Here is a 24,202-nt window from a genome sequence, read left to right as displayed (position 1 = left end):
GAGTAACAGGCCTAAACCTGAGTTTTGGAAGCTAAGCTTCCGATTTGAATGTCACCGTTGCAGGTGACGATTCTCCATAGAAAGGAGGTGATCCAGCCGCACCTTCCGATACGGCTACCTTGTTACGACTTCACCCCAATCATCTACCCCACCTTCGGCGGCTGGCTCCCTTGCGGGTTACCCCACCGACTTCGGGTGTTGTAAACTCTCGTGGTGTGACGGGCGGTGTGTACAAGACCCGGGAACGTATTCACCGCGGCATGCTGATCCGCGATTACTAGCAATTCCGACTTCATGCAGGCGAGTTGCAGCCTGCAATCCGAACTGAGACCGGCTTTGCTGGGATTGGCTCCACCTCGCGGCTTCGCTTCCCGTTGTACCGGCCATTGTAGTACGTGTGTAGCCCAGGTCATAAGGGGCATGATGATTTGACGTCATCCCCACCTTCCTCCGGTTTGTCACCGGCAGTCACTCTAGAGTGCCCAGCCTTACCTGCTGGCAACTAAAGTCAAGGGTTGCGCTCGTTGCGGGACTTAACCCAACATCTCACGACACGAGCTGACGACAACCATGCACCACCTGTCTCCTCTGTCCCGAAGGCCGCCACTATCTCTAGTGGATTCAGAGGGATGTCAAGACCTGGTAAGGTTCTTCGCGTTGCTTCGAATTAAACCACATACTCCACTGCTTGTGCGGGTCCCCGTCAATTCCTTTGAGTTTCAGTCTTGCGACCGTACTCCCCAGGCGGAGTGCTTACTGTGTTAACTTCGGCACCAAGGGTATCGAAACCCCTAACACCTAGCACTCATCGTTTACGGCGTGGACTACCAGGGTATCTAATCCTGTTTGCTCCCCACGCTTTCGCGCCTCAGCGTCAGTTACAGCCCAGAAAGTCGCCTTCGCCACTGGTGTTCCTCCACATATCTACGCATTTCACCGCTACACGTGGAATTCCACTTTCCTCTTCTGTACTCAAGCCACCCAGTTTCCAGTGCGACCTCAGGTTGAGCCCAAGGTTTAAACACCAGACTTAAATAGCCGCCTGCGCGCGCTTTACGCCCAATAATTCCGGACAACGCTTGCCCCCTACGTATTACCGCGGCTGCTGGCACGTAGTTAGCCGGGGCTTTCTTCTCAGGTACCGTCACTCCGGTAGCAGTTACTCTACCGGACGTTCTTCCCTGGCAACAGAGCTTTACGATCCGAAAACCTTCATCACTCACGCGGCGTTGCTCCGTCAGGCTTTCGCCCATTGCGGAAGATTCCCTACTGCTGCCTCCCGTAGGAGTCTGGGCCGTGTCTCAGTCCCAGTGTGGCCGTTCACCCTCTCAGGTCGGCTACGCATCGTCGCCTTGGTGAGCCGTTACCCCACCAACTAGCTAATGCGCCGCAGGCCCATCTCCTTGTAGCAGATTGCTCCGCCTTTCATCCTTCGTCCATGTGAACAAAGGAATTATCCGGTATTAGCTACCGTTTCCGGTAGTTATCCCAGTCAAAGAGGTAGGTTGCCTACGTGTTACTCACCCGTCCGCCGCTAAGTTAATCCGGAGCAAGCTCCTTCATAACTCCGCTCGACTTGCATGTATTAGGCACGCCGCCAGCGTTCGTCCTGAGCCAGGATCAAACTCTCCAAATTGGTATTTAGAAAGAGCGATTGCTCAATTTGAAACATCTGACGAGAATTTACATTCTCAAGATGAAATTTCCAAAGCGTATAAATACGCTGTGAAACTCATCCATTTTGGATCTCACTTGCGTGATTTCCATACTCACTCGTTGTTCAGTTTTCAAAGATCAAGCTCGTTGTGAGTGTCGATTATCTCGTCACCAGCAACTCTTATAATATATCACGTTTGATTTAGAAACGCAAGCTTTTTTTGAAACAACTTTTCAGCCATTCCTTATTTACTTGGGTGCGCTCTAACAACGCTTACCTATAATACCCCACATCAATATAAAAAAGCAACCCCTTAAACAAAAAAAAGATAACCGGCTTAAATATTAAGCGGGTTATCTTAGGGTAATCATCATTCTATTGGATTAGTAGATCTTAGCTGCTGTATATTTGCTCGACGCTTTGGTGAAGCCTGTTTCTTTGTTCTTACCCAATCCGGCGTCCACTGTCGTATCAATCGTTACCCATTTGCCGTTAAGCAATACTTCATTCCAGGCATGATATACAGATACATAACTCGTATTGCCCATTACCAGCTTTGTCGGAATTCCTTCACTGCGGAGCATGGTGGCGAACAAAGATGCATAATCGTAGCAAATCCCTTTCTTACTAGCGAGTGTGTTGTCGTTGTTCGGGATATAATCCTGCGTAACATTAGCCGCTAAGGTGTAGTCGTACTTTACATTCGCCACGATGTAATTATAGATAGCTTGTACCTTTGCTTCATCAGTGGTCAGCCCTTGCGTAAGCTGCTTAGCTTTCAGTACTGCTTTATCGGAAGAATTCCATTTCACATTCTGTACGGAACTCAAATATACGGCGTTGGTGTTGCTCATGCTCAGGTCTACGGTTTCGGAAGAAAGTACTTTGTATTTGTTGCCGCTGGTGTTCTCTAGGACTGACACTTTATAAGCGCCATTCCCCTGCTGCAGTGGAAACGTTTCTGTAGCTTTGGAGGCATATAAGTTATAAGAGTAGCTCTTATTGTCTTTAGTAATCATGAGCTTGATACGTTTGTCCTTGGGAACATCATAGGAAACTTGGACAACCCCTTGGCTCAATTGCGATGTATTTAACCAGTCTGACTCTACGCTGGAAGCGTTAGCTGTACTTACTTGAACTGAAGTAACCAGGACGAACAAGGTCAAGAACATATAATAGAACTTCTTCATGGATAAAACCCCTTTCGGTAGCTGGCTGCCATCCATACCCGGGAAGGCCCTTTAGCTTTGCGTCCCTACCTTTCGATAGGTTTGCCGTTATCGTTTAAGCTTTATCTGTCTACTACTATTGGAATATACTAGACTCATCTTAAGAACAAACAAAAAAAGCCTCTTCATTCGGTAGCTGGCTGCCATCCTTACCGGGAAGGCCCTTTAGCTTTGCGTCCCTACCTTTCGATAGGTTTGCCGTTATCGTGTTTAGCTTTTATAGTTATATAGTATCATATTAATGCCTAGTTACAAGACCTAAATCACTAGATTTCTACTTAATTCATTTAAATTTTTATAATTTTAGCGTGGATAATCAGTCGATGGGTCGGATTTACCAAAGGATCACATGTAATGAGGGTAAGGATTTTATCTTGTTTATTCCCGTTCAGTACAGACACATCCGTAGGCTCAACAATCGAGATATCATAAACCTCGTATTTATACTCCTGATCGCTTGTCTTGACGGAAATGGTATCTCCGACCTTTACTTCATTCAGTCTGTTGAATAATCTCCCTGCAGTCCTAGACCTGTGTGCAGCTATGGCAGCATTGCCTATTTCACCGATTGGAGCGGTTTCCTTCATATGGGCTGCGGCATGTTTCATGTTGGCTTTGGTCGCCCCTTCCAATATGGGCAATTTCAAATCGATTTTGTCGATTGTGATAATTCCGGTCACTTTGCCGCCGACCTCTATTTCCTGCTCTGCCGGTTCGGCAGCCTGCGCTGGTTCATCCCCAGCTGATTCTTCTGCCAGCAGTGCAGTGACCTCGGCATACTGTTTTTTCAGATCGGGCTCTGACGAAGGGGCCAGCTCACTATAAGCCTGTTCAGCCTCCTTCAGCAGCTTCTCTTGCTGCCGGTCGTTATACCATTCGCTCGCTTTTGGATACAGCATGACTAGAACTCCTGCAATTATGATCAAATAGGAAAACTTACGCATCAAATCCCCCCGATCTTTTAGATAAAGAAACTCCACGGCCCGACATCTGACTTAAAATACCCATTTACGGCTGCCAAAGAAATTGATAATGACGGTGACGAACGTAACCAGCACTTTGGAAATCAGCACCTGAACTCCAAATTTGTCCGTTAGCAGATGCATCAGCAGCACTGATATCCCCAGTACAACCAGGTTCAGTATGATGAATCGGACTAATTGCATACGGTCAAAACTGTCCTTGCTAGTCTGACTCTTATCCTTAAAGGTCACCTTCTTGTTCCAAAAGAAACTGTTCGCTGTCCCTGCGCTATAAGAAATAATCTGTGCCGGGGTGTTCATCATACCCAGAGAATGCAGCAAGGTAAATACGGCGAAATCAATCAGCGTATTCAGTAAGCCTACAGCATTAAATTTTAAAAACTGGATAAATCCCGCATTCAGCTTCCTATCTGCCATAATCATTGTCCTCTTGCCGCTCCTCATGCTCCCCGCCCCGGTAACCCTTGGTCTCACGCACGATATACAGCGGTCTATCCTTGGATTCATCATATATCCGTCCAATATATTCACCTATTACGCCAAGCAGCATCAGCACGATGCCGTTAAACAACAAATTCACACCGACGATGGAAGCCCAGCCCGGAACCGTCCATGAGGTGAAAAAGATTCTCTGGAACAATACAAAGAACAGATACACAAAGCTGGAGAAGGAGAGAAAGAAGCCTACATATGAGGCTATTTTCAGCGGCTTATGTGAAAATGAGGTGATGCCGTCAACCGCAAACCGGATCATTTTCTTCAGCGGGTATTTGGTTTCACCTGCAAAACGTTCCTCCCGCACATATTCCACCATCGTCTGCCGGAAGCCGACCCAGCTTACCAAACCTCTGACATAGCGGTTTTTCTCTTTGAGACCGCGCAGCACATCGCATACTTTACGGTCGATGAGCCGGAAGTCGCCTGTATCGGTGGGAATCTCCACACTAGTCATGCTGCTGAGCAGACGGTAAAAGAGCTTGGCGGTCACTTTCTTGAAAATAGTCTCCCCATGCCGTTTCAGCCGCTTGGCGTAAACTACCTCATAGCCCTCTTTCCACTTGGCAATCATCTGCAAAATGACCTCGGGCGGATCTTGAAGATCCGCGTCAATCACCACAACAGCCTGGCCTTGCGCATAGTCCATTCCGGCCGTAATCGCGACCTGATGGCCGAAGTTACGGGAGAAGTCAATCAGCTTAACATGCTCGTCGCTGCTGCTGATTCCACTCATGATCTCAGCTGTGCGATCCCGGCTCCCGTCATTAACGAAGATCAGTTCATAGGTATCACCGCATTCGTCCATGACTTGCTTAAGCCGCTCATACGTATATTGAATAACTTCTTCCTCATTGTACATGGGGACAATTACACTGTATCTGGCTTTCACCTTTGTTCCTCCTAAAAGTTTTGTAGCATTACGCGCTCCCCTCCTAGAATACCCAGGAAGGGAACCAGCGCAGCACATCCGTCACATATTCTTTGTCAACCACCATTCCCGATAACACCGGATAGAACAGTACAAAAAGCAGCGCTGCGACAGCCACGTATGCATACCGGATGTACCTAGCTTCCCGATATTTGCTGTCCAACAGCTTCATGATATATACAATAGCAAGAATCATGAACGGTACCATCGCAAAATAATGGTATAGGAACGTCTCACGCGGTACAAGCATCCAAGGGACATACTGCGAGAAAAAGCCGATCCAGATCATGTACATGCTTTTGTCTTTCCGTTTTACGGTAAGCCATACCGTAGCCAGCATCGCGAAGATCCCGGTCCACCAGATTAGCGGATTGCCTATGGTGACTATGCTGCTTACCTTGCCTTCCGGCAATCCTTCGCCGCCGCTGAAGAACCATACCGGCCGTTTCATAAACGGCCACTCCCACCAGGAGGAAGCAAACGGATGCGTGGCGACAAGCTGGCTGTGGTAGTTATACATATTCTTTTGCGCATCGATCAAGCCTTTTACAGTAAACCCGTCGGCTGTTACGGACAGCGCAGGGATAAAGGACAGGCTATAGATAACGGCAGGAATAACTACAAAGAATACAACACAGCTGGCCAGCGTAACGATGGTGTTCTTCCAGAAGGAACTATCTGCCGTCCGGCAGGCGTCCTTGAGCTCCTGGTCACTTAATTTGCCTTCTGCCAGCACACGCCCAGCGGCCTTATGTTCCCTATAGCGTTCAAATAAGGCGAGCGCCAGCATAATGGCCAGCCCGGCTCCTCCATAGAGCACAATCCATTTGGAGGCGACGCCGATGCCGAAGAACAATCCGGACCAGAACAGCGGGACGAGTGTCTTGCGCAGCGGAACACGGTAGAAATTCATCGTGAAATACCGCTGCATGAAATAGAACATTAACATGATGAAGAATACGCCGTATACATCAATTGTAGAAATCCGCGTCTGCGTGAAATGCATGAAATCCAGTGCGAACAGTCCCGCGGCAAGGGCGGCGTAAATGCTCTTTTTGAACAAACGCAACGCCATGATATAGATTAGCGGCAGCATAGCGATTCCGAACAAAGTACCGATAATCCGCCAGCCGAACGGATTAACACCGAATACCTCCATGCCGATAGCAATCAGAAGCTTGCCGAGCGGCGGGTGGGTATTCTCATAAGGGACGATGCCATGCGTGTATTCATAAGCTGTCCGTGCATGGTAAATCTCATCAAAATAGGTGCTGTTCATGAAACCTGTATTTTCCGGTATGATTGACTGTTCGTCAAACAGGTTGGAGGGGACGCCTCTTTTTGGCGCTGCACCGGCATCCGGGGTGACACTTGTAACCGGAAGCGGATTTTTTCCGCCCCCCTGCTCGTAGAAGGCCATTTCATTTAAGGTAAAGCCCGGTGAAGTCACCGTAAGCTTCACGTATCTTGCCGCAACGTTCAGCGGCTGGCTTTTCCAGATGAATACATTGCCGACATCCTCATTCACATCGAGCGGACTGCTCCAGGCATCCGGCGTCTGGCTGAATTCCAGTTTGAATTTACCGGTCCCGACACCTCCAAATACGTTGACACGCTCCAACTGGCGGCTCTGGCCCAGATCGGCATAAAAGCTTTCGCCGCTGGCAGCCGGTTCCCATAAGGTTTCGGGAGCTTTTGATGAGCCCAGGTGGTAAAGAGCCAGGGCTGCGTAGACGGCAGTAATAGCCAGCATCCAGATCCAGTCTTTACGCTGCATTCTGAACCTGGATCTCTTACCCGGCTGCGGAAGCGGACGAAGCTCCTCGGCGAGTTTCATATCAGCTTCGTACTTCTCTGCAGGGGCAGAAGGCAGCGGAAGCAGCTTCGTCTCGTTACGGATATACAACGAATACCCAATGTACAGCATATATAACAACAAAGCGAGATTGGCAATCGACGTAACCAGAACAATTCCGTCCGAAGGCGGATTATTTCCGGCGTTCAGATGGGCCAGCGTGTAGCCTACATTGATGTATTGCGTCAGCGAAAATCCGAGAAACAGCGTGAGAAAACGGCGGTCCCGGCTTTCAATATAAGCGAACAGTGAGAGAATCAGAACCGGATACATGTAACGCTCATGCATTTTGGTTCCGAGTACAAACATAATGACAATCAGCACCATGCCGATGAAGAAAGATTTGGACAGCTCCTTGCGGTCCCGCTTAAAGGAATAATACGCCGCCACGGCTACTGCTGCCAGGATGCAGACATAACCCCAGACCCGGTACGTAATCCCAAGCCATGTGAAATCGAGCGGGGACCACATCGGGTCAGTCAGTGCATAGAGATTAAACGCATTAACCGTAGAATACGGATAGGAAGACAGCGTGCTCTTATACAGATCAATAAGCGCGCCTAACCCGCCGTTATTCCAGAAGAATGGTGCCGCCAGCAAGGCAAAGATCCCAAGTCCGTAAAGAGCGCCCACCGCAAGCTGCTTCCAGGCCCGGTGATGATAGAAGGCAAACAGCAGGACTGGTGTGAAGATAAGTGCCTGCGGTTTGATCAGCGTGGCCAAGGCAAAAAATATCGCTGCACGAACAAAGGCTTTATCGGAGGCCCCGGCAATGCTAAGCAGCAAGAACACTAAAAAGAACGAATCTGCCTGTCCCCAGGCAGCAGAATCCATCAGCACCGCCGGATTAAACAAGAAGAGCAGACTTAAGCCGATTGCCATGCCTGATCCGAGCTTTTTGCGGCCGCCTTTGTAAATCAAATACCCCAGCACCAGATCGGAAAGGATCGCCGGCAGTTTAAAGAGCAGCGTTTCCCCGCCTGAGCCATGCGCCAAACCGAATAAACCGCGGATCGAGGACAACAGGTACAATATATATAAATACCCTGGAGGATAGTCTGCAAAATAACCCTCCTCATAGAACTTGCCCGGACCCAAATCCACCATGCGCTGGCCCCAGGCTATAAAGGTATTCATGTCATTCTGATAGCCCTGCGCAGTCAGGCCAATCCAGACCCGCAGGATTAAAGCAGCTCCAACGATGAGATAAAGCCATCTTGTATAAATCACATCCGGCTGCTTCAGCAGTCTGTCGCTCCTGAGGGCTCTATTATATAGAAAAGCGAAGAACACACTGAATAACGCCGAGATCAGCAGCAGCTTGGCTGGTGATACCTTATGCGGTGTTTCCTCTGCCGGATTGTCACCTCCCTGGGCGGCGCCGCTATCCAGCGAAATGACGCCAGCTCCCTCAGGGGCGGCATCCAGCTGTTCTACAGCCAAATCATCGAAGTAAGCTTTGCCCTGAATCAAATTGGCATATCCGCCAAGGGCTGCACCTATACCAAGTTCGGTCTGCTCTTTCCCGGTCTGACCAATAAACTCAAGATACTGCCAGTCTCCGGCAGTATCGGTTGTAGCGGGATACCCGCTGCCGATGCCGACCGGGAATATATTAGCCCCCAGCCCCTGGCCTGCGGCGCTGGCGATTTTGACAAACCCCGAGATCTTGTAATAGCTGTCTGGAGCAACGCTTATATTCTGCACCCATTTCAGATGATTCGGTTCAAGATTCTCAATGACTGCGGCTTTACTGCCGGAATGAACCTCCTCGGACTGGACCGACAATACGCCGGAGCCGTCTCCGGATATCCATGCATCCTTGGTCCAGCTGGAGGGTGCACCCTCCTCCCCATCTTCAAAGCCTGGATTCTGCAATAAGTTTCCTTCTGCATAGATGCTTGTTACCGGAAGCACAAACAATAACAGCATCAAAACAATGATAGCAGCCGCGCGTGTATTTTTGATCATCGTTCCAACCTCACCTCGTCAATGTTAATCCAGCCGTTCCCGCCGGTTATAAAAATCTCTGCCCGATCTCCCTGATTTAGCGCAACAGGCGGCAGTGTAATCTGATGGTATTCGTCTCCCTTGGTCAGCTCTGCTTCAGCCTGCACGATACCGTTCACCCGCAATCCGATCTTTCCACCCTCGCCGCCGGCACTGACCATGGCTGACAGCTTGTATTCCCCCGGCTCTGTTGGTGCTGTAAAAGCCTGCACGACACTTTTGTCACCACCGGCATCAAGATAGGCAAGATAAGTTCCGGCACCCGGGTTATTGCTGGCAACCCCCGTTCCCTCTGAAAAACTCCAGCCTGCAGCCCCCTCTTCAAAACCACCGTTTGAAAACTCCTTATCCGCTGTTGTGTCCAGGGGCGTTCCCCCGTCTGCATACTCTTTAACGAGAAGAACACTATAATTGGAAAAATGCTTGACCGTCCCCTCTCCTGCCACGGCTTCAGGGAGTGGGGTTCCGTTCCTGAAGAGATATGCCGAATTCCCAGTCACAACGTCCGGTTTGCCGAACCTGTATCTGCCAAAGGCAGATACCTGCTGAAAGGCCGCTCCCGGATTGGCATAGACAACAGATTCCAGAAAATCATGCGGATTGATTCTTTCGTAAAACAGCACAAAGATATAAGGCATATTGATCTCATCCGTAATGTAGACGTCTTCTGTACTGTGTTCAGATGCATATTGTATCGCCTCACCCAGCGAATCATAAAACGCCGGACCGATACGCCCGGGGAAATCACGGAAGTATGCATTCGTGAATGCCCCGAACAAAATGGTGAAAGCAAGAGCAGACAGGATGCCTGCAATTTTTATTTTTTGGTATAGCCATGTAAACCCTGCTGCAACCAGCAGGATCAACGGATAAAAGATAATGTTGATCCGGTTGATATTCACACTCGTGATAAAGGCCATGAGTACGGCAAGGGAGAGCCACAGCAGCACAACCGCATGCGGGATACCCTCGCGGCCGCGTGTCCGCAGCGCATGAATCATCACAAGAAGGCCAGCTATAGCAAAAGGCAGAGCGATCGGGTAAGCATAGCCATACGGTGAGATTGAATTCCACGGCAGGCCGTCGCTTCCGCTGAGTAGTATTTTGCCAAAAGCACTAAAATTATCTGCCGCGGTCTGCAGCAGCTGTCCGCTGAATACGGAAGAGACCTCTTCTACACGCGGCATAGTTAATTTGGGAATAGAAAAGAATGGAGTCGCTATCCCCTGCTGTTCATAGCGGTTGATAACTACAAATAAAAATATGGGAAGGGCCAGCAGGATAAATAGTGCGCTGTTCCACCATAATGTCCGTAATTTTAGCGCTCTACTATACAATAGAAGAAGTGCGGTGCCTAAGGCAAATAAAGGTACAAAAAAGTAGGCTGTTCCGTATGCATAAAGCGACAGGGCAAGCAGGATTGTAAAAGCGTAAGTCCATTTGGCGCTACGGAAGGATCTCAGTCCAAAATATACCGCAATACATACCAGAGTAGGCAGCAGGTTGGACTCCAGCGCCCATCTTGACATCATAATATGCCAAGGATTAATCGCGATAAAGAACATGGCGGCAAGACCGGCCACTTTCGATGGGAACAGCTGCCTCATAATTAAATAGAAAAATAACATGCCCAGCAGCCCCATCACGATACTTACCGCCCGCACAGACAGTGGGGTCAGACCGAACAGCAGGAGAAAAGGCAGCGATAAATAGGCATAAAGTGCATTTTGCCCGCTGCCCCAGGAAATGAGATGAACGGGCAGATGAACGCCGTTGCGGTCTATCCCATAATGCAGGATGGCATAAGCATCATAGCCTATGGATGCTTCATCCTGGTTAAGTCCCGGAGGGATACTCCCTATGTATATCACCCGTACGATAGCCCCCAGCAGGAAGATCAGCACTGGCCAAGGGTTGTTCTTCCAGGAGCTGTACGCTCTATTAACAATGCCGGACAACATTAATCACCTCTTCAACAATATAATCTAAATGCCGGTTGAAGAAAAGACCGGGCCCGGTCGATGTCCCTGGCCAAAACCGTAAGATACAGGTACTTTGATTCTTGTTCTGCTACAGCAAAACGGCCCCTTCATCACAGAAGGAGCCGTAATATTCGGGTTTATATTAGAAGTAGACTTAGCCTTGGCTGCCGATCAACACGTAGCGCAGCACAATTAGAACGGCGAGCACCCACATCATCCAGTGGATATCGTATTTCTTCTTGCCGGCCAGATTGGCTACACAAGCCAGGATTACATAGGTAACAATCCCGAACGAAATGCCGTTGGCAATGTTGTAAGTGAACGGCATGATGACGAAAGTCAGGAAGGCTGGAATAGCATAAACCATATCCTGAAAGTCGATCTCGCGAATCGATTGCGCCATAAGCACACCGACCACAATCAATGCCGCTGCCGTAGCGGAACCAGGAATTAGCGCAACCACCGGAGCAAGGAACAGAGCAAGCAGGAAGCAAACACCGGTTGTTACAGCAGTCAGACCTGTACGGCCGCCTTCAGCAACCCCGGCAGCACTTTCTACATAAGCAGTAGTGGTGGAAGTACCCAGCATCGCACCGCCGGCAACAGCAACCGCATCAACAAACATCGCATTGCCGACACGTCTCTTGCCATCTTCCTTGTCCTTCATAATTCCCGCACGTTCAGCAGTACCGACAAGCGTGCCAAAGGTATCAAACAATTCTACGAACGTAAAGGTGGCAATTGCGGAAACAATACCGGTGTGCATAATGCCTTCCCAGTCAAATTCCCAGAAATTCAGCTGTGTGAAATCAGGAACCCAAGGCGTCTGTGGATTGTTCAGCGAGCTGAAATCAACTGCACCCATGAGGATGGCAACAACGGTAGTTCCCAGAATTCCGAACAAAATTGCGCCGCGGACTTGCAGCACCATCAGAATGGAAATCAGCAGCAAGCCGATGATGACCAGCTGGACATTGGTATTTTCAAGGCTTCCCATATGAATAACAGTTTCGAAGGACAAAACATCAGTGAACTTGTTAGCAGCAATGTCGCTGCCGGCTTCAACGCCGATAGTCATAAGACCGCTGTTCTTTAAGCCGATAATGGTAATAAACATCCCGATCCCAACGGTAATGGCATGCTTCAGATTGTCAGGGATGGCTGTGAGCAATATTTGCCGCACCCTCGTTACCGTCAGCAGGATGAAGATGATACCGGAAATGAATACGGCAGTCAGACCCATCTGCCAGGTGAATTCATGTTCAGTTGTAGCCGAGGATAAAACCACAGATGCGAAATATGCATTAAGGCCCATACCAGGCGCCAGAGCTACCGGGAAATTAATGAAAAGTCCCATGGCAATTGTAAAAATACCAGCTGCCAGCGCTGTAGCCAGAAACACGGAATACCAGCCCATGTCAATCCGGCCAAAAGCCGTCAAAGTGCTGGGATTAACCGAAAGAATGTAAGCCATTGCCATGAATGTGGTCAGACCGGCCATAATCTCTGTGCGTACTGTGGTGCCGTTTTCTTTCAACTTGAAAAAGCGATTCAAATTGTTCTCCCCCTAAGATCTATGTGAGTGTCTCGCGCGCAACAGAAAAGCCGGTATCTTGGTAGACACCGGCCCGAAAAAAGAGGATTCACCCGCCTGTCTTCAGCGCAAAGGCCAAAGATTCCGGGAACTCGCTCTTCTTAATCGTAGCCAGGTCATTACGGTGACCTTGTAGAGACTTTCGGGCCGATTCCCGAAATTATACGAATATTTATGTTGCTCAACGCTTTATCATTTTAGGTGTACATCACATAAGTTGTCAATGGCAAATACGAACAATGCGCGTTATATTTTTAATATTGTTCGTAAATCAAACATTTTCATGACAAAATCTGCAGGAATGGTTAATCCGGAACCTCACTCATAGGAAACGGGCGGTATTTCTCTATTTTCATTGCGAGTTCCCGCAGTCTTGTAATACCTTCCTCACTGCAGGAGATGATGGAGCAGTCGCAACTACGGTGAATATTTGGACTTCCGGCCGCTGTTGTCTTCGGATTTCTTGATCTTAACCGCTATTAGCGGTGGAAATCCGAAGACAAAGGCGGACACTACCGCTCCTCCAGTTCCAAAATCCCCCTCCCTTGCTCCTTTCCCTTATCTCAAGTTTTAAGCTCAATCTATATAATTCGGAATTCATTTTCTTACATTCAACAAAAAAAAGCCGGAAGCACCCTGTTAAAATGGTGTTCCGGCTCTGGATATACTCTTATTCAGCTGATTGCTATTCCCATTCAATCGTTGCAGGCGGTTTCGAGGTAATATCATAAACGATGCGGTTGACGTTATCCACTTCGTTGACGATACGCACGGAGATTTTCTCAAGAATATCCCACGGAATACGCGCCCAGTCAGCGGTCATACCGTCGATGGAAGTTACTGCACGGATACCCACGGTGTAGGAATAAGTGCGCTCGTCTCCCATAACCCCGACACTCTTCATGTTAGGGAGTGCAGTGAAATACTGCCAAATTTCCTGGTCCAAACCGGCCTTGATGATTTCCTCGCGCAGGATGTAATCGGAGTCGCGGACAATCGTCAGCTTCTCTTCGGTCACTTCGCCCAATACGCGGATAGCAAGTCCAGGACCCGGGAATGGCTGGCGCCAGACGATGGCACGCGGCATGCCCAGCTCTTCTCCCAGTTTGCGGACCTCATCCTTGAACAGCGTGTTCAAAGGCTCGATCAGGCTGAACTTCATGTCTTCCGGCAATCCGCCGACATTGTGATGCGATTTGATAGTCTGTGCTGTTGCTGTTCCGCTCTCCACAATATCCGTGTACAGTGTACCTTGGGCGAGGAATGCGAAGTCACCCAGCTTGGCCGATTCTTCGTCAAAGCAATAGATAAACTCATTGCCGATGATTTTACGTTTTTGTTCGGGATCAGATACACCGGCCAGCTTGCCCAGGAAACGCTCGCGGGCATCGATCTTCACGACATGAATATCGAATTTGCCGACGAATGTCTCCATTACACTCTCTGCTTCGCCTTTGCGCAGCAGGCCGTGGTCAATAAACATACAGGTCAATTGATCGCCGATGGCCCGGTGAATCAGCATGGCCACAACGGAGGAATCCACGCCGCCGCTGAGTGCGCAAAGCACCTTCTTGTCCCCGACTTTGGCACGGATATCCTTGATGGCATCGTCAATGAATGATTCCATCGTCCATTTGCCCTCACAGCCGCAGATCTCGTACAGGAAGTTCGAAATCATCTCATTGCCGTTCACGGAATGGCGAACCTCCGGATGGAACTGCACCGCGAAGAATTTGCGGGCAGCATTGCTCATTGCGGCAATCGGCGCACTCTCCGTACCGGCATCCAGCTTAAATCCGGACGGAAGCTCCACTACATGGTCGCCGTGGCTCATCCAGACCATCTGTTTGCTCTCCAGGCCTGCTGCAAGCACAGCACCGGCTTCGAAATCGACATCAGCTTTGCCGTATTCACGTTTGGCTGCACGTTCCACCTTGCCGCCGAGCTGCTGAGCCATGAGCTGCATGCCGTAGCAAATGCCGAAAATCGGCAGTCCCAAATCATAAATAGCCGGATCCAAATGTGGTGCGTCCTCAGCATACACACTGCTTGGTCCTCCGGAGAATACGATCCCCTTCGGCGAAAGTGCTTTGATCTTCTCAATTGGCGTATTGTACGGCAGAAGCTCGCTGTATACCCCCAGGTCCCGAATTCTGCGCGCGATAAGTTGGTTATACTGTCCCCCGAAATCGAGAACGACGATCATTTCATTTGGCTTGTTCATTACGTGCCTCCCTTGATTATTGGATTCATTATACTCATGGATAAATCTCATCGTCAAGGAAAGGAAGGCACGCATATCTTATGCTTTTGGCGCAGTTCATCCGGCCGCTTGAACGATCTGAGGAGAGCGGAAAAGACTTCTGGCAGCTTTTGGTCAAGGTATCCGCTTCCATATGGCCTATAAGGATTTATTGCCCAGCCGGTGCCCGCCAGAAAACCTCAGGTCAGGCGGAAAATGATGAGCAGGCAGCGGCTGATAAAGCCTGCGGCCTCCGCAGCGGCTGCATCCGGCGGCGGCTGCGCCGGGCCGGGGCGCGGCGTGGCACGCTGCGCCTGTGCCGTTCCGCTGTACGCCAGGGTTTCCCACTGGCGGACGAACACCCGGACGGCGGTGCGCAGCCCCGCGTCCTCTATATTCAGGGAGGCTGCGTACTCCCTGGCCGTCACACCGGGCAGCGGCGGGCCGTACCGCGCCGCCAGCCCGTGCCAGGCCAGAGCGGCTGCGCGCATCTGCCGCTCGCGGCTCACGCTGCCGGCGCGGCGCGCCGCCGGCAGCAGAGCCAGGCTGCGCCGCCAGCGCCAGACGGCGGCTAGCACAATCGCCGCTGCAGCAGCAAGCGGCGCGGGGTTCCCGCCCGCCAGCGGCAGGGCGGGCAGAATGTCCGCGCCGCTTGCTGCGGACGCGGGGGTTCCCTGCGGCGCAGATGCAGCCGCAGCGGGGGCCGCCGCCGGACCTGCGGCGGCGAGGGCGGCGCCGGGGGTGGGATCAAACGGGATCCAGCCGGCCCCGGGGAAATAGACCTCCACCCAGGCATGGGCATCGCCTTGGGTAACGGCATAACGCTGCGGCAGGGAACCGGCCTCCGGTGTCCCCGGTCCATAGCCCTGGACATAACGGGCCGGAATGCCGCTACTCCGCAGCAGCACCGTCATCGCCGTGGCGAAATGCACGCAGTAGCCCTGCTTCGTCGTGAAGATGAAATCATCGGCGAAGTCGGCGCCGGCTGGCGGAATCCTCGTCTGCAGGCTATAAGAGTAGCCGCTCTGCAAATAATCGCGTACAGCGAGAACGGCATCATAGCGGCTTACGGCAGAAGCTGTGAGCCGCTGTGCCAAGGCGGCGACCCGCTCCGGCATTGCCGCGGGAAGCTGCAAATAACTATCGGCAATGGACTCTGGATCCTCGCTGCCCAGAGTGCGCAGCACAGCCGGATCATTCTCCGGCAGCAGAGAGCTCACTGTATATCCGGCAATCTTCGCAGCGCTTACCGTCTCGGGCAGGCGGAAGCTGTTCTTCTCCCGGTTCGCCAGCACATAGCCTAGCCGGCTGCCGTCCGCCAGTCTCACCTGTTCCACGTTCACCACGGTTCCGGCGCTGAACAGCGGCAGGTTACCGGAGGAAGGCTCGGCAAACTGGATTTCCTGTACCAATGTCCGGTCTTCGTCATTGGCGAATACCGGCAAGCTTTCGGCAGGCAAGCTCGTTAAACTAAGCGGTAGGTATGCCGTCCCTTCCCTGCTCCAGCGGCGGCCGTCATAATAAGCTGAGCTTTCTCCTCTCCAGTAAGCTGGGCGGCTGGATGTGACCGTAAATACGGCTTTCGTACTGGGGGATAGCGGTGCCCCAAGCTCACCTTTGCCCGAGCCGTAACCTGTAGTTCCTGCCTCATCCTCCGTCTGCCGCTGAACTTGTCCACTCGCCCATTCCTGTAACTGGTTAAATACAGGCTTCAGCGTAATAGGTACAGCCGGCCGCGTTCCATACAGCTGGCCGCCTATCCAGGATGCTGCCGTCAGCAGCATTGCCCCTGCGAGAGCACAACCTCCCCAGCGGGCATAGGGAAGACTGACCCGGCCGGTTCGCTCCTTCAGGCGCAGCAGCCCGCTCATGCCCTGCATCCACAGAATCATTCCCGCAGAAACCAGCACTTCGCCGGTTGTCTTTACCCCAAATCCTATATCCAGCATCAGAAGATAACCTACAGTCACAGCTGCGAACAGAGCCGTGCTTCCTCTGTACAGCGCCAGCTGCTGCACGGAAGAAACCAGCAAACCCCAGCCCAATACCAGAATCAACAGCCGGCTGTGTTCACTTAGCTTCGAAATCTGTCCCGTGAACAACAGGACGGCGTCCTCCGGAATTCCTGCGACATAAGGGACAAATTGCGCTATTCCTTCACTGCTGGCGCAGGTGTATAGCCAAGTCAGAGCAATCAGAATAGACCGGATACTGAGCTGCAGCAGGCCCGGGAGCCGAAAGCAGCCCCATAGCAGCAGTGCCGCAGCAGAGAACATCAGGATTTCGAGCAATTCCGCAGTAGAGGGCAAAGTTGTGGATCTGTGCAGCGGAAGCAGCCATGCCATAAACATTCCCATAATGGCCAAAGAGAACAGCAAACGATAATGCAGGGGAATGTCCTCCCTGTTATCGGTATAACTGTTCTCAGCTTGTCCATTCACCGCCTGCGGTTTAACCGTCACTGCCAGTTTGCCGAACGGCCCTTCGTCCTTCCAGGCGCTGGAAGAATCAGCCGATATTCCGGCAGTCCCCCGATATCTACCGTTCTGTCCGTTTCCCCGGAGATTCATGGAATTCCGCCCCCTTGTACCCGTATGACAGAGAGGAATTCTCCAGACAGTAGATCCGCGCTCCAAGCCGCTCCAGACTGCCCCCTACCGTCCCGGTATTACGCTGTGTGCAATCCCGCGGCCCTTCCTTCATCCCCGTTGATTGCTGCTGATTTACCGGAGCAGGCTGGTCCCACACAAAATAAATCTCCACCTTCACTCCCTGTACCAAGAACCGGGCAAGCGTCCGCGCGGATTCCTCCTCCAGCCTTCCTGTGATCACCGTTACCGTCATCCCCGGAATCCAGCTCCGTGAAGCATCTTCCAGCAGGTCGCTCAGGCTTCGGGTACCGTCGGGAGCAATTTCTGTAAGCATATCCTGCACTCTGGCAGGAATTTTGCCGAGTCCCTCATGTCTGGCCATGCCTTCCGGCCAGCCGCCGCTGAACAGCTGCACATATGTGCCGGAGCGCTCCGCTGCAAGCATCAGGCCCATTGCTGCAGATACAGCTTTTTCGAATGCCGGAGTGGTTGTGCCACGCAGCCCGCGCGGAGTGAGTGCTCCGTAGGGAATCTCATAATTCTCCGGGCTGTTGGCAAGAACGATACAAGCCATCCGCCCCTGTTCACGCACCGGTACCCTGCTCTGCAGCGTTCCCTTGCGGGCACTGTTCTTCCAGTCAATCCGGCTAAGCGGATCACCCGGGGCATACTCACGGATATCTGCCGCTTCACTGCCGCTGTCTCTTCCCCTGCCCATGAGCATCATATCCCCGGCCAGCAGGCCGCTCCCCGGCACAGCTGCCCCTACATAGAGCGGTCTGGGAAGCACTTTGAAGCTGTCCTTGAACTCCGGCTTGGTTCCGCCTGTGAACAGCCCCGGCAGATCTCCCCAGCTTATGCTGCAGCTCTGAAGCCGATGAGTTCCCCGGGGAACTTCCTGCAGCTCATAAGAATAGGTGAATTTGCGCCGGAACCCGGGAAACAGCAATTCCTGATGCCGCCGTCCGCCCCAGGTATCGGCAATGATCATCCACGGGAGTGGAATCCGTGAAGAGAAGCTAAGCTGCACTTCTACAGTCAGCGTATCTCCGGCTGCCGGACGCAAAGGGGATATACGGCGGACAATCACCATTTTCCGTGGACCGCAGAGCTGCAGCAGGAGTCCGCCGAACATAAGAATTCCGGCTGCCGACAAGAGGAACAGCAGAGACGCACCTCCACGCCATGCATATAAAGCACCGATGACTGCCGTTATAGCCAGCATCCGCAGCCATTCACCTAAAGCACTGCGGTTTCGCGGGACAGGCCGGATCATGTCACCCGGGGAATCAGACTTCTGCTGCTGCCTATTTTTTTCTTGCTCTATTAATGATGAAGAGGACAAGGGGAAACCCTTCCTTCGGCATAGACTAGCTCCGCCCTGCTGCCGCGATCAACGAGGAAGTACTTTCGGGAGCCTATTACTGTCTATTCTTCCCACGAAAAAGAGTGCCCAAACCCTTGGAGGTTACTTTGGTCCCGTTCTTGAACAGCATGCCGAAGGTCTGCCTAAGTTGTTTTAACTCTGCGCTCCTCTGCCGTCGCGCGGGCATCCTGCGGCAAATGCCCCGCTGTTGTGAGCAATTCCCGCAGGGATATCCAGAGAGAGGAACCGATCATTTGCACCTCTGCCCCTCTTGTTTCCAAACTTCCGTCAGGCAAAGCAAGTTTTAGCTGCTTCTGTAATGCATCCACTGTCAGGTTCCGCCCGTTCCAGACAATCAGTCCGCTGCGGCTGGCGCTATCCCAGCTAACCCGCCCGCCCAGCCGTTCAATGACCGCACGCAGGGGAACCATGTATTGCCCTTGGCTGATTCTGTATTCTCCCGGGTCCAGTTTGGTCTCCAGCCTGCCCACTTCCAGGACCAGCGGCTTGCCGGGGGCAAATAATCCGGCATTCGGCACAATGTTAGAATGAATCCAATCCTGTGGAGGTTTCGAGCGGTTGGCGCCTGCCATAGTTGCAGATACTCTGAAGTGTACAGGCTGCTGACTTGCATCCAGCTGACCAAAGTTATATCCGGCAGCCTTATAACGCTCAATAATCTTGGGCAGTGCTTTGGCACTCTCTTCATGTCCCGCACCGTCATGCAGCAGCAGGATGACTTGGGAGGAAGACATGTCCGCCACCGATCCCTGCAAGATTTCCGACGCCGGCACACCCCTGCGTCTGGAATCTCCGCTGTCCACTGTCCAGTCCATTACCGAGTAGCCCGCTTGCTTCAGCAGGTCGAAATAGGTTGCATCAAAATGGCCGAAGGTGCCTCCCGGCGCACGGACAAGCTGCGGACGGACCCCGGTAATCTCTCTGACAATCTCTTCCGTTTGCTTGATTTGCGTCCAAAATTCTGTGAATCCGCTATATAAATCATGATAATTATGATTATAGGTATGATTGCCGATGACATGCCCCTGCTCCCAAATCGCATTAATCAGCTCGGGGCGGCTCCGGGCCTGCTCCCCCAGCACGAAGAAGGTTGCCTTCACCTCCTGCTCGCGCAGTATTTCCAGCACCTTGGCAGTGATTTTGCTGGGCCCGTCGTCAAACGTAAGATAGACTGTCTTCTGTGTTTTCTTTGGGGCAGCCGCCACCGCGGCCGCTGCGGTTGCTTCCTTGGATTTGACTAACGCTGATATAGCTGCAGAATCTCCTGGATTCTGGAGATTTTGGGTCGATGTTATTGCCGTGGAGACAACCGGTGCAGGTGAGGCAGAGCCGCCTGAATTCACAGCCGGGGCAGGCAAATCTTGCGTCTGAGCAGCCGGCAGATTATTCTTAGAGAGTGCAGGCTCAATTATCCCGGCCTGTAGAGGATACATTTTCGACGATGCCGAAGACTGTCCAGTTTCCCAATCAGGCTTTACCAATAATATAATTGCCATAGCAAGCAGCCCGCGGATAAGGATCCGGCGGATCTGGGTACTTTTGCTATCTTTCATCTTCTCTACCTCCAGCATTCTATTCACTTCCAGAACCATTTGGTAGATTGTATGAAGACAAGCTTCAAAATAGAATTAGGCATGCGGCCCTTGGAGAGTGACAATATTATGGAAATGTTGAGATGGATACAGGAATTGTTCGCCAATTACGGATACAGTGTGCTCTTCTTCGGATTGCTGCTGGAATTTATTGCGCTGCCCTTTCCCGGGGAAACAACAATGGCTTTTGCAGGCTTTCTTTCCTATACCGGCAAGCTTGATTTCATGACACTGATAGTACTGGCTTTTGCAGGAACAACAAGCGGGATGACCATTACTTATTTCGTCGGGCTCAAGGCAGGGATGCCGTTTATCCAGCGCTACGGCAAATGGTTTCTCTTTTCACCGGCCAAGCTGGAGAAAACGCAGCGCTGGTTCGAGCGGTACGGCAGCTTTCTGATCTCAATCGGCTATTTCATTCCCGGCGTCCGGCATTTCACCGGCTATTTCGCCGGTATTATCGCTTTGCCTTTCCGCAAGTTTGCCCTGTATGCCTATGGAGGAGCGCTGCTCTGGGTACTGGCTTTTCTGGGCATAGGCAAATTGTTCGGGCCGCAGTGGATGGGCATCTTCCACCTGTTTGAGCTGTATGCCCTATGGATCGTCTCCGGAATCCTGGCTATCGCAGCCCTGATCTTTCTTTACCGCTACCGCCGGGGCATTTCCGCCCGCCTGCTGCGGCGCAAGGTCAAAGGTTAAATCTTAAGCATATTGCAAAAAACATAGAGAGTTTCCGGGGACGCCACGCAACCTGAAACATTAAAAAAGCAGCCGTTGGACGCATAATTCGAAGAACCCTTCGAAGAGCATCGACAGCTGCTTTTCTTATGCAACTCGAGATGAACTTACTGGCCTTAAATACGGGACAGACTCTTCCGTTTGCTGCGAACCAGGTAATATCCCCCCAGCAGCAGCGCAATTCCGGCAAAACCGGCACCTCCGGCAAACCCTAATTGCCTGGGTTCCACGTAGTCAAGCAGCCAGCCTGCGCTTAGCATCGATACCCCAATCAGTGAACCGCCCGCCGCCGACAGCATTCCGAAAATAACCGGCTGCATGGAAGACGGCGTCTCTCTCATCACCAGCGTGTCCAGACAGGCATTGCCAACTCCACCCGATAAAGACAGCAGAATATACAGGAGAAATGCGGCTGCAAAATGGCTGCTGGCACTGATCCCCATCAGCAGCAAGCCTTCCGCCAGCAATCCTGCCAGCGCCACCGCGAGCAGCCTCTTCTTCAGCAGACGGCCGGCAAAAGAACTGAGGCTAAGCCCGATGCCAAGTGCCGCATAAAATGCCCCGACTCCGACATCCCCGGCATGAAACACCTGCACGGCATACACACTGATCAGTACATTGTCCCAACCGTTGATAACCGGCACCAGCAGCTCATAAGCAATAATAACCTGCAGCACGAGACTTCCCCCTGCCACGTATTTAAGCGTCCGCAGGCGCCCTGCTTTGCCTTGCTGCAGTTCGCTCTGTCCTGCGGAAGCATCATGTTTTGTTCCCTCCTCAGTTTCCCCGGCATTTTGCGGAAACTGCAAACCCCATAGCAATAAGGCTGCAGCCAGAAAAGATGCGGCGTTCATGACGAATGCCGTCTCCGGCCCGAACCAAAGGGACACCAGCCCTCCCGTAAAGGCCCCTAGAATGAGCACAGAGCCATTCATCAGCTGTTCCAGGCCATTAATGCGGAGCAATGAATCCGGAGCAGCCAGGAGCGGGATAGAAGACTTGCGGACCGGACTGTAAACCGCCTCTCCCGCTGCGAGTATAAAACTGCCCGCATACAGCAGCCACAGCCGGTCCTCCCCATTGATCCAAAGAAAGGACAAGGCTACAGGCACTCGCATAATATCAACGGCCATCATAATCGTTTTGCGCGGCAGCCTGCCTGCCAGCATCCCGCCGAGCGGAGCCATAAAAAGATAAGGCAGCACCCTTACACCAAGCGATATGCCTACCGCCATTCCCGATCCGGTCAGTTGAAGCACCAGCGCCAGCATGGCCACACTGCTGAACCGGTCGCCTATTCCATTGATTAATCCGGCTGCGAACAGCCTGGAATACCCCTGCCCGCGCAGAACAGATAATCCATTTCCGGTTTGTGTCATTTCATGAACCCTCACAATCTAAAGATTAAATAAATATCTAATTAGATATTAATCGAATAACATATTTATGACAATGTTTTATTTTCTTTCTTTAGCCAAGATTATAGAATGAGGGTTGACTGCAATTCTCCGGGAAAGAAGGGACTCATCTTTTGAAAATAGATCGTTTGCTCTCCATAGTTATCCTGTTGATGAACCGCCCGCTCATTCAGGCCAAGGAGCTGGCCGACATGTTCGAGGTCTCCGCCCGCACCATCTACCGCGATATCGACAGCATTAACAATGCTGGCATCCCTGTCGTAACCTATCAGGGTGCAAACGGCGGAATTGGTCTCATGGAGGGATACCGCCTGGACCGCAATCTGCTGACGGAGCGTGAGCTGGCCGATATTTTCACCGCTTTGCAAAGCGTCTCTTCCTATGTCGGAGGAGAACATACACTGCTGATGGAAAAAATCAGCAGTGTAATCCCCCCTGCCCAATCCGCCGCCTTCCGCAGCAAAACAACCCAGTTGATCGTCGATTTCTCTCCCTGGGGGCTGAATGGCCCCCTGGAAGAACGGCTGACACTGCTCAAGGAAGCGCTGGAAGAAGGAGTCGCTGTCGCCTTCGAATATGTAAACGCCGACGGCAGGATGAGCAAGCGCTCTGTGGAACCTTACACACTGGTGCTCAAAGGGCAAGCCTGGTATTTGTACGGCCTGTGTGCAAAGCACGAAGAGTTCCGCTTATTCAAGCTGCTGCGTATGAAAGCGCTGATGAAGGAAGACCGGGTGTATGTCCGGCAGGATATCCCCCTGAAGGATTTCCCCTGGACTAAAGGGTGGATGCGGCCCGCTGACTCACTGCCAGTGGTACTGCATTTCTCAGCGGCAGGCAAACATCTCGCCGAAGATTATTTTGATTCGACTGAACTTCAGCCGGACGGCAACGGCGGGTACACCGTTAGGGTTCATTATCCAGAGGATAACTGGCTTTACGGTTTTTTGCTGGGGTTCGGAACCTCGGTTGAGGTGCTGGAGCCGGAGCATATCCGCGTCCGGATGGGAGAACTTGCTGCAGGCATCGCAGCAAAATACAAATAATTCTCAAACGCTAGCAATGCTCCAACAAACCTGACTGAATGCTGTCTAGTTTGTTGGTTTATACTGGACTGGAATGCGGGCGGTACTCGTCCCGCGAAATCTAAGGGAGTGTGTTGATATGAATATAGAAGAGACTTCGCCCCATCAACATGAGGCCGTATTCTGCCAGAGCTGCGGAATGCCAATGCCTGAAGCGGAGCTGCTGGGCAGCGAGCAGGATGGCACTAAGAATGAGGATTATTGTATCTACTGTTACGAAGCCGGGGAATTCAAGCAGCCTGACATAACGCTGCAGGGTATGACGGATCTCTGCACCGGATTCATGGTGGAGGAAGGCATGGAGGAGGCTGCGGCGCACAAGCTGCTCGCCGAGACGCTTCCTTCACTGAAACGCTGGAAGACGGCTGCCGCGGTGGAGTAAGCGGGGGCTTCTCCATAACAAAAGGGACTAA

General features: G+C 51.8%; 15 protein-coding genes, 1 rRNA gene and 3 riboswitches. Of the genes, 3 read left to right on the top strand and 13 right to left on the bottom strand.

Translation table 11 applies throughout. The features are described from left to right. Nucleotides 1-80: 80 nt before the first annotated feature. The 12 genes from NSS79_RS03345 to NSS79_RS03290 form a co-directional block, all read right to left on the bottom strand. Nucleotides 81-1,636, bottom strand: a 16S ribosomal RNA gene (locus NSS79_RS03345). Nucleotides 1,637-2,040: 404 nt separating this feature from the next. Further along, nucleotides 2,041-2,847 (bottom strand): transglutaminase-like domain-containing protein, encoded by an 807-nt coding sequence (locus NSS79_RS03340; protein WP_342438269.1) that lies wholly within the window; start codon nt 2,845-2,847, stop codon nt 2,041-2,043. A gap of 13 nt (nt 2,848-2,860) precedes the next feature. Then, a riboswitch (cyclic di-GMP riboswitch) is annotated at nt 2,861-2,943 on the bottom strand. Nucleotides 2,944-3,014: 71 nt separating this feature from the next. Further along, a riboswitch (cyclic di-GMP riboswitch) is annotated at nt 3,015-3,096 on the bottom strand. Nucleotides 3,097-3,173: 77 nt separating this feature from the next. Further along, on the bottom strand, nt 3,174-3,785 hold the full coding sequence (locus NSS79_RS03335; RefSeq protein ID WP_342438268.1) for a class D sortase: 612 nt from the start codon (nt 3,783-3,785) through the stop codon (nt 3,174-3,176). A 96-nt stretch (nt 3,786-3,881) separates the two neighbouring features. Continuing rightward, nucleotides 3,882-4,286, bottom strand: coding sequence for a GtrA family protein (locus NSS79_RS03330; RefSeq protein ID WP_342438267.1), 405 nt, complete (start codon nt 4,284-4,286; stop codon nt 3,882-3,884). Further along, nucleotides 4,276-5,256 (bottom strand): glycosyltransferase family 2 protein, encoded by a 981-nt coding sequence (locus NSS79_RS03325; protein WP_342438266.1) that lies wholly within the window; start codon nt 5,254-5,256, stop codon nt 4,276-4,278. The genes NSS79_RS03330 and NSS79_RS03325 overlap by 11 nt, the downstream gene beginning before the upstream one ends. A 43-nt stretch (nt 5,257-5,299) precedes the next feature. Further along, nucleotides 5,300-9,121, bottom strand: coding sequence for a phospholipid carrier-dependent glycosyltransferase (locus tag NSS79_RS03320; RefSeq protein WP_342438265.1), 3,822 nt, complete (start codon nt 9,119-9,121; stop codon nt 5,300-5,302). After that, nucleotides 9,118-11,121 (bottom strand): glycosyltransferase family 39 protein, encoded by a 2,004-nt coding sequence (locus NSS79_RS03315; protein ID WP_342438264.1) that lies wholly within the window; start codon nt 11,119-11,121, stop codon nt 9,118-9,120. The genes NSS79_RS03320 and NSS79_RS03315 overlap by 4 nt, the downstream gene beginning before the upstream one ends. Nucleotides 11,122-11,296: 175 nt before the next feature. After that, complete coding sequence (locus NSS79_RS03310; protein ID WP_342438263.1) at nt 11,297-12,697, bottom strand: NCS2 family permease; 1,401 nt, start codon at nt 12,695-12,697, stop codon at nt 11,297-11,299. A gap of 127 nt (nt 12,698-12,824) precedes the next feature. Beyond that, a riboswitch (purine riboswitch) is annotated at nt 12,825-12,924 on the bottom strand. Nucleotides 12,925-13,421: 497 nt separating this feature from the next. Continuing rightward, nucleotides 13,422-14,960 carry a glutamine-hydrolyzing GMP synthase gene (gene guaA / locus NSS79_RS03305; protein WP_038585625.1) on the bottom strand — a complete coding sequence of 513 codons (1,539 nt, stop codon included), beginning with the start codon at nt 14,958-14,960 and terminating at the stop codon, nt 13,422-13,424. A 218-nt stretch (nt 14,961-15,178) separates the two neighbouring features. Next, entirely contained in the window at nt 15,179-17,548 is a 2,370-nt protein-coding gene (locus NSS79_RS03300) for a transglutaminase domain-containing protein (protein WP_342438262.1), read from the bottom strand. After that, on the bottom strand, nt 17,517-18,914 hold the full coding sequence (locus NSS79_RS03295; protein WP_342438261.1) for a DUF58 domain-containing protein: 1,398 nt from the start codon (nt 18,912-18,914) through the stop codon (nt 17,517-17,519). Before NSS79_RS03295 ends, NSS79_RS03300 begins: the two co-directional genes overlap by 32 nt. Before the next feature lie 164 nt (nt 18,915-19,078). Further along, entirely contained in the window at nt 19,079-20,509 is a 1,431-nt protein-coding gene (locus NSS79_RS03290) for a polysaccharide deacetylase family protein (protein ID WP_342438260.1), read from the bottom strand. 108 nt (nt 20,510-20,617) lie between these two features. Here NSS79_RS03290 and NSS79_RS03285 point away from each other — a divergent pair, with 108 nt between their 5' ends. Beyond that, nucleotides 20,618-21,247 carry a DedA family protein gene (locus tag NSS79_RS03285; protein WP_038585622.1) on the top strand — a complete coding sequence of 210 codons (630 nt, stop codon included), beginning with the start codon at nt 20,618-20,620 and terminating at the stop codon, nt 21,245-21,247. Nucleotides 21,248-21,402: 155 nt separating this feature from the next. Here NSS79_RS03285 and NSS79_RS03280 read toward each other — a convergent pair whose 3' ends face one another. Then, nucleotides 21,403-22,665, bottom strand: coding sequence for an MFS transporter (locus NSS79_RS03280; RefSeq protein ID WP_342438259.1), 1,263 nt, complete (start codon nt 22,663-22,665; stop codon nt 21,403-21,405). Nucleotides 22,666-22,817: 152 nt separating this feature from the next. Here NSS79_RS03280 and NSS79_RS03275 point away from each other — a divergent pair, with 152 nt between their 5' ends. Next, the gene (locus NSS79_RS03275) at nt 22,818-23,750 is read left to right on the top strand and encodes a YafY family protein (RefSeq protein WP_342438258.1); all 933 of its coding nucleotides are present in this window, start codon (nt 22,818-22,820) and stop codon (nt 23,748-23,750) included. 118 nt (nt 23,751-23,868) lie between these two features. Beyond that, complete coding sequence (locus tag NSS79_RS03270) at nt 23,869-24,171, top strand: zinc ribbon domain-containing protein (RefSeq protein ID WP_340894992.1); 303 nt, start codon at nt 23,869-23,871, stop codon at nt 24,169-24,171. Nucleotides 24,172-24,202: the final 31 nt, after the last annotated feature.

The sequence above is a fragment of the Paenibacillus sp. FSL L8-0436 genome (assembly GCF_038593025.1).
Taxonomy (GTDB): domain Bacteria; phylum Bacillota; class Bacilli; order Paenibacillales; family Paenibacillaceae; genus Paenibacillus_AQ.
This window is presented reverse-complemented; position numbering and strand designations above follow the sequence as displayed.

What these genes read in the sequence shown, in the direction of transcription:
- NSS79_RS03340 (WP_342438269.1), bottom strand. Translation starts at nt 2,847, where the DNA reads ATGAAGAAGTTCTATTATATGTTCTTGACCTTGTTCGTCCTGGTTACT.
- NSS79_RS03335 (WP_342438268.1), bottom strand. Translation starts at nt 3,785, where the DNA reads ATGCTGTATCCAAAAGCGAGCGAATGGTATAACGACCGGCAGCAAGAG.
- NSS79_RS03330 (WP_342438267.1), bottom strand. Translation starts at nt 4,286, where the DNA reads ATGGCAGATAGGAAGCTGAATGCGGGATTTATCCAGTTTTTAAAATTT.
- NSS79_RS03320 (WP_342438265.1), bottom strand. Translation starts at nt 9,121, where the DNA reads ATGATCAAAAATACACGCGCGGCTGCTATCATTGTTTTGATGCTGTTA.
- NSS79_RS03315 (WP_342438264.1), bottom strand. Translation starts at nt 11,121, where the DNA reads ATGTTGTCCGGCATTGTTAATAGAGCGTACAGCTCCTGGAAGAACAAC.
- guaA (WP_038585625.1), bottom strand. Translation starts at nt 14,960, where the DNA reads ATGAACAAGCCAAATGAAATGATCGTCGTTCTCGATTTCGGGGGACAG.
- NSS79_RS03300 (WP_342438262.1), bottom strand. Translation starts at nt 17,548, where the DNA reads ATGAATCTCCGGGGAAACGGACAGAACGGTAGATATCGGGGGACTGCC.
- NSS79_RS03290 (WP_342438260.1), bottom strand. Translation starts at nt 20,509, where the DNA reads ATGAAAGATAGCAAAAGTACCCAGATCCGCCGGATCCTTATCCGCGGG.
- NSS79_RS03285 (WP_038585622.1), top strand. Translation starts at nt 20,618, where the DNA reads ATGGAAATGTTGAGATGGATACAGGAATTGTTCGCCAATTACGGATAC.
- NSS79_RS03280 (WP_342438259.1), bottom strand. Translation starts at nt 22,665, where the DNA reads ATGACACAAACCGGAAATGGATTATCTGTTCTGCGCGGGCAGGGGTAT.
- NSS79_RS03270 (WP_340894992.1), top strand. Translation starts at nt 23,869, where the DNA reads ATGAATATAGAAGAGACTTCGCCCCATCAACATGAGGCCGTATTCTGC.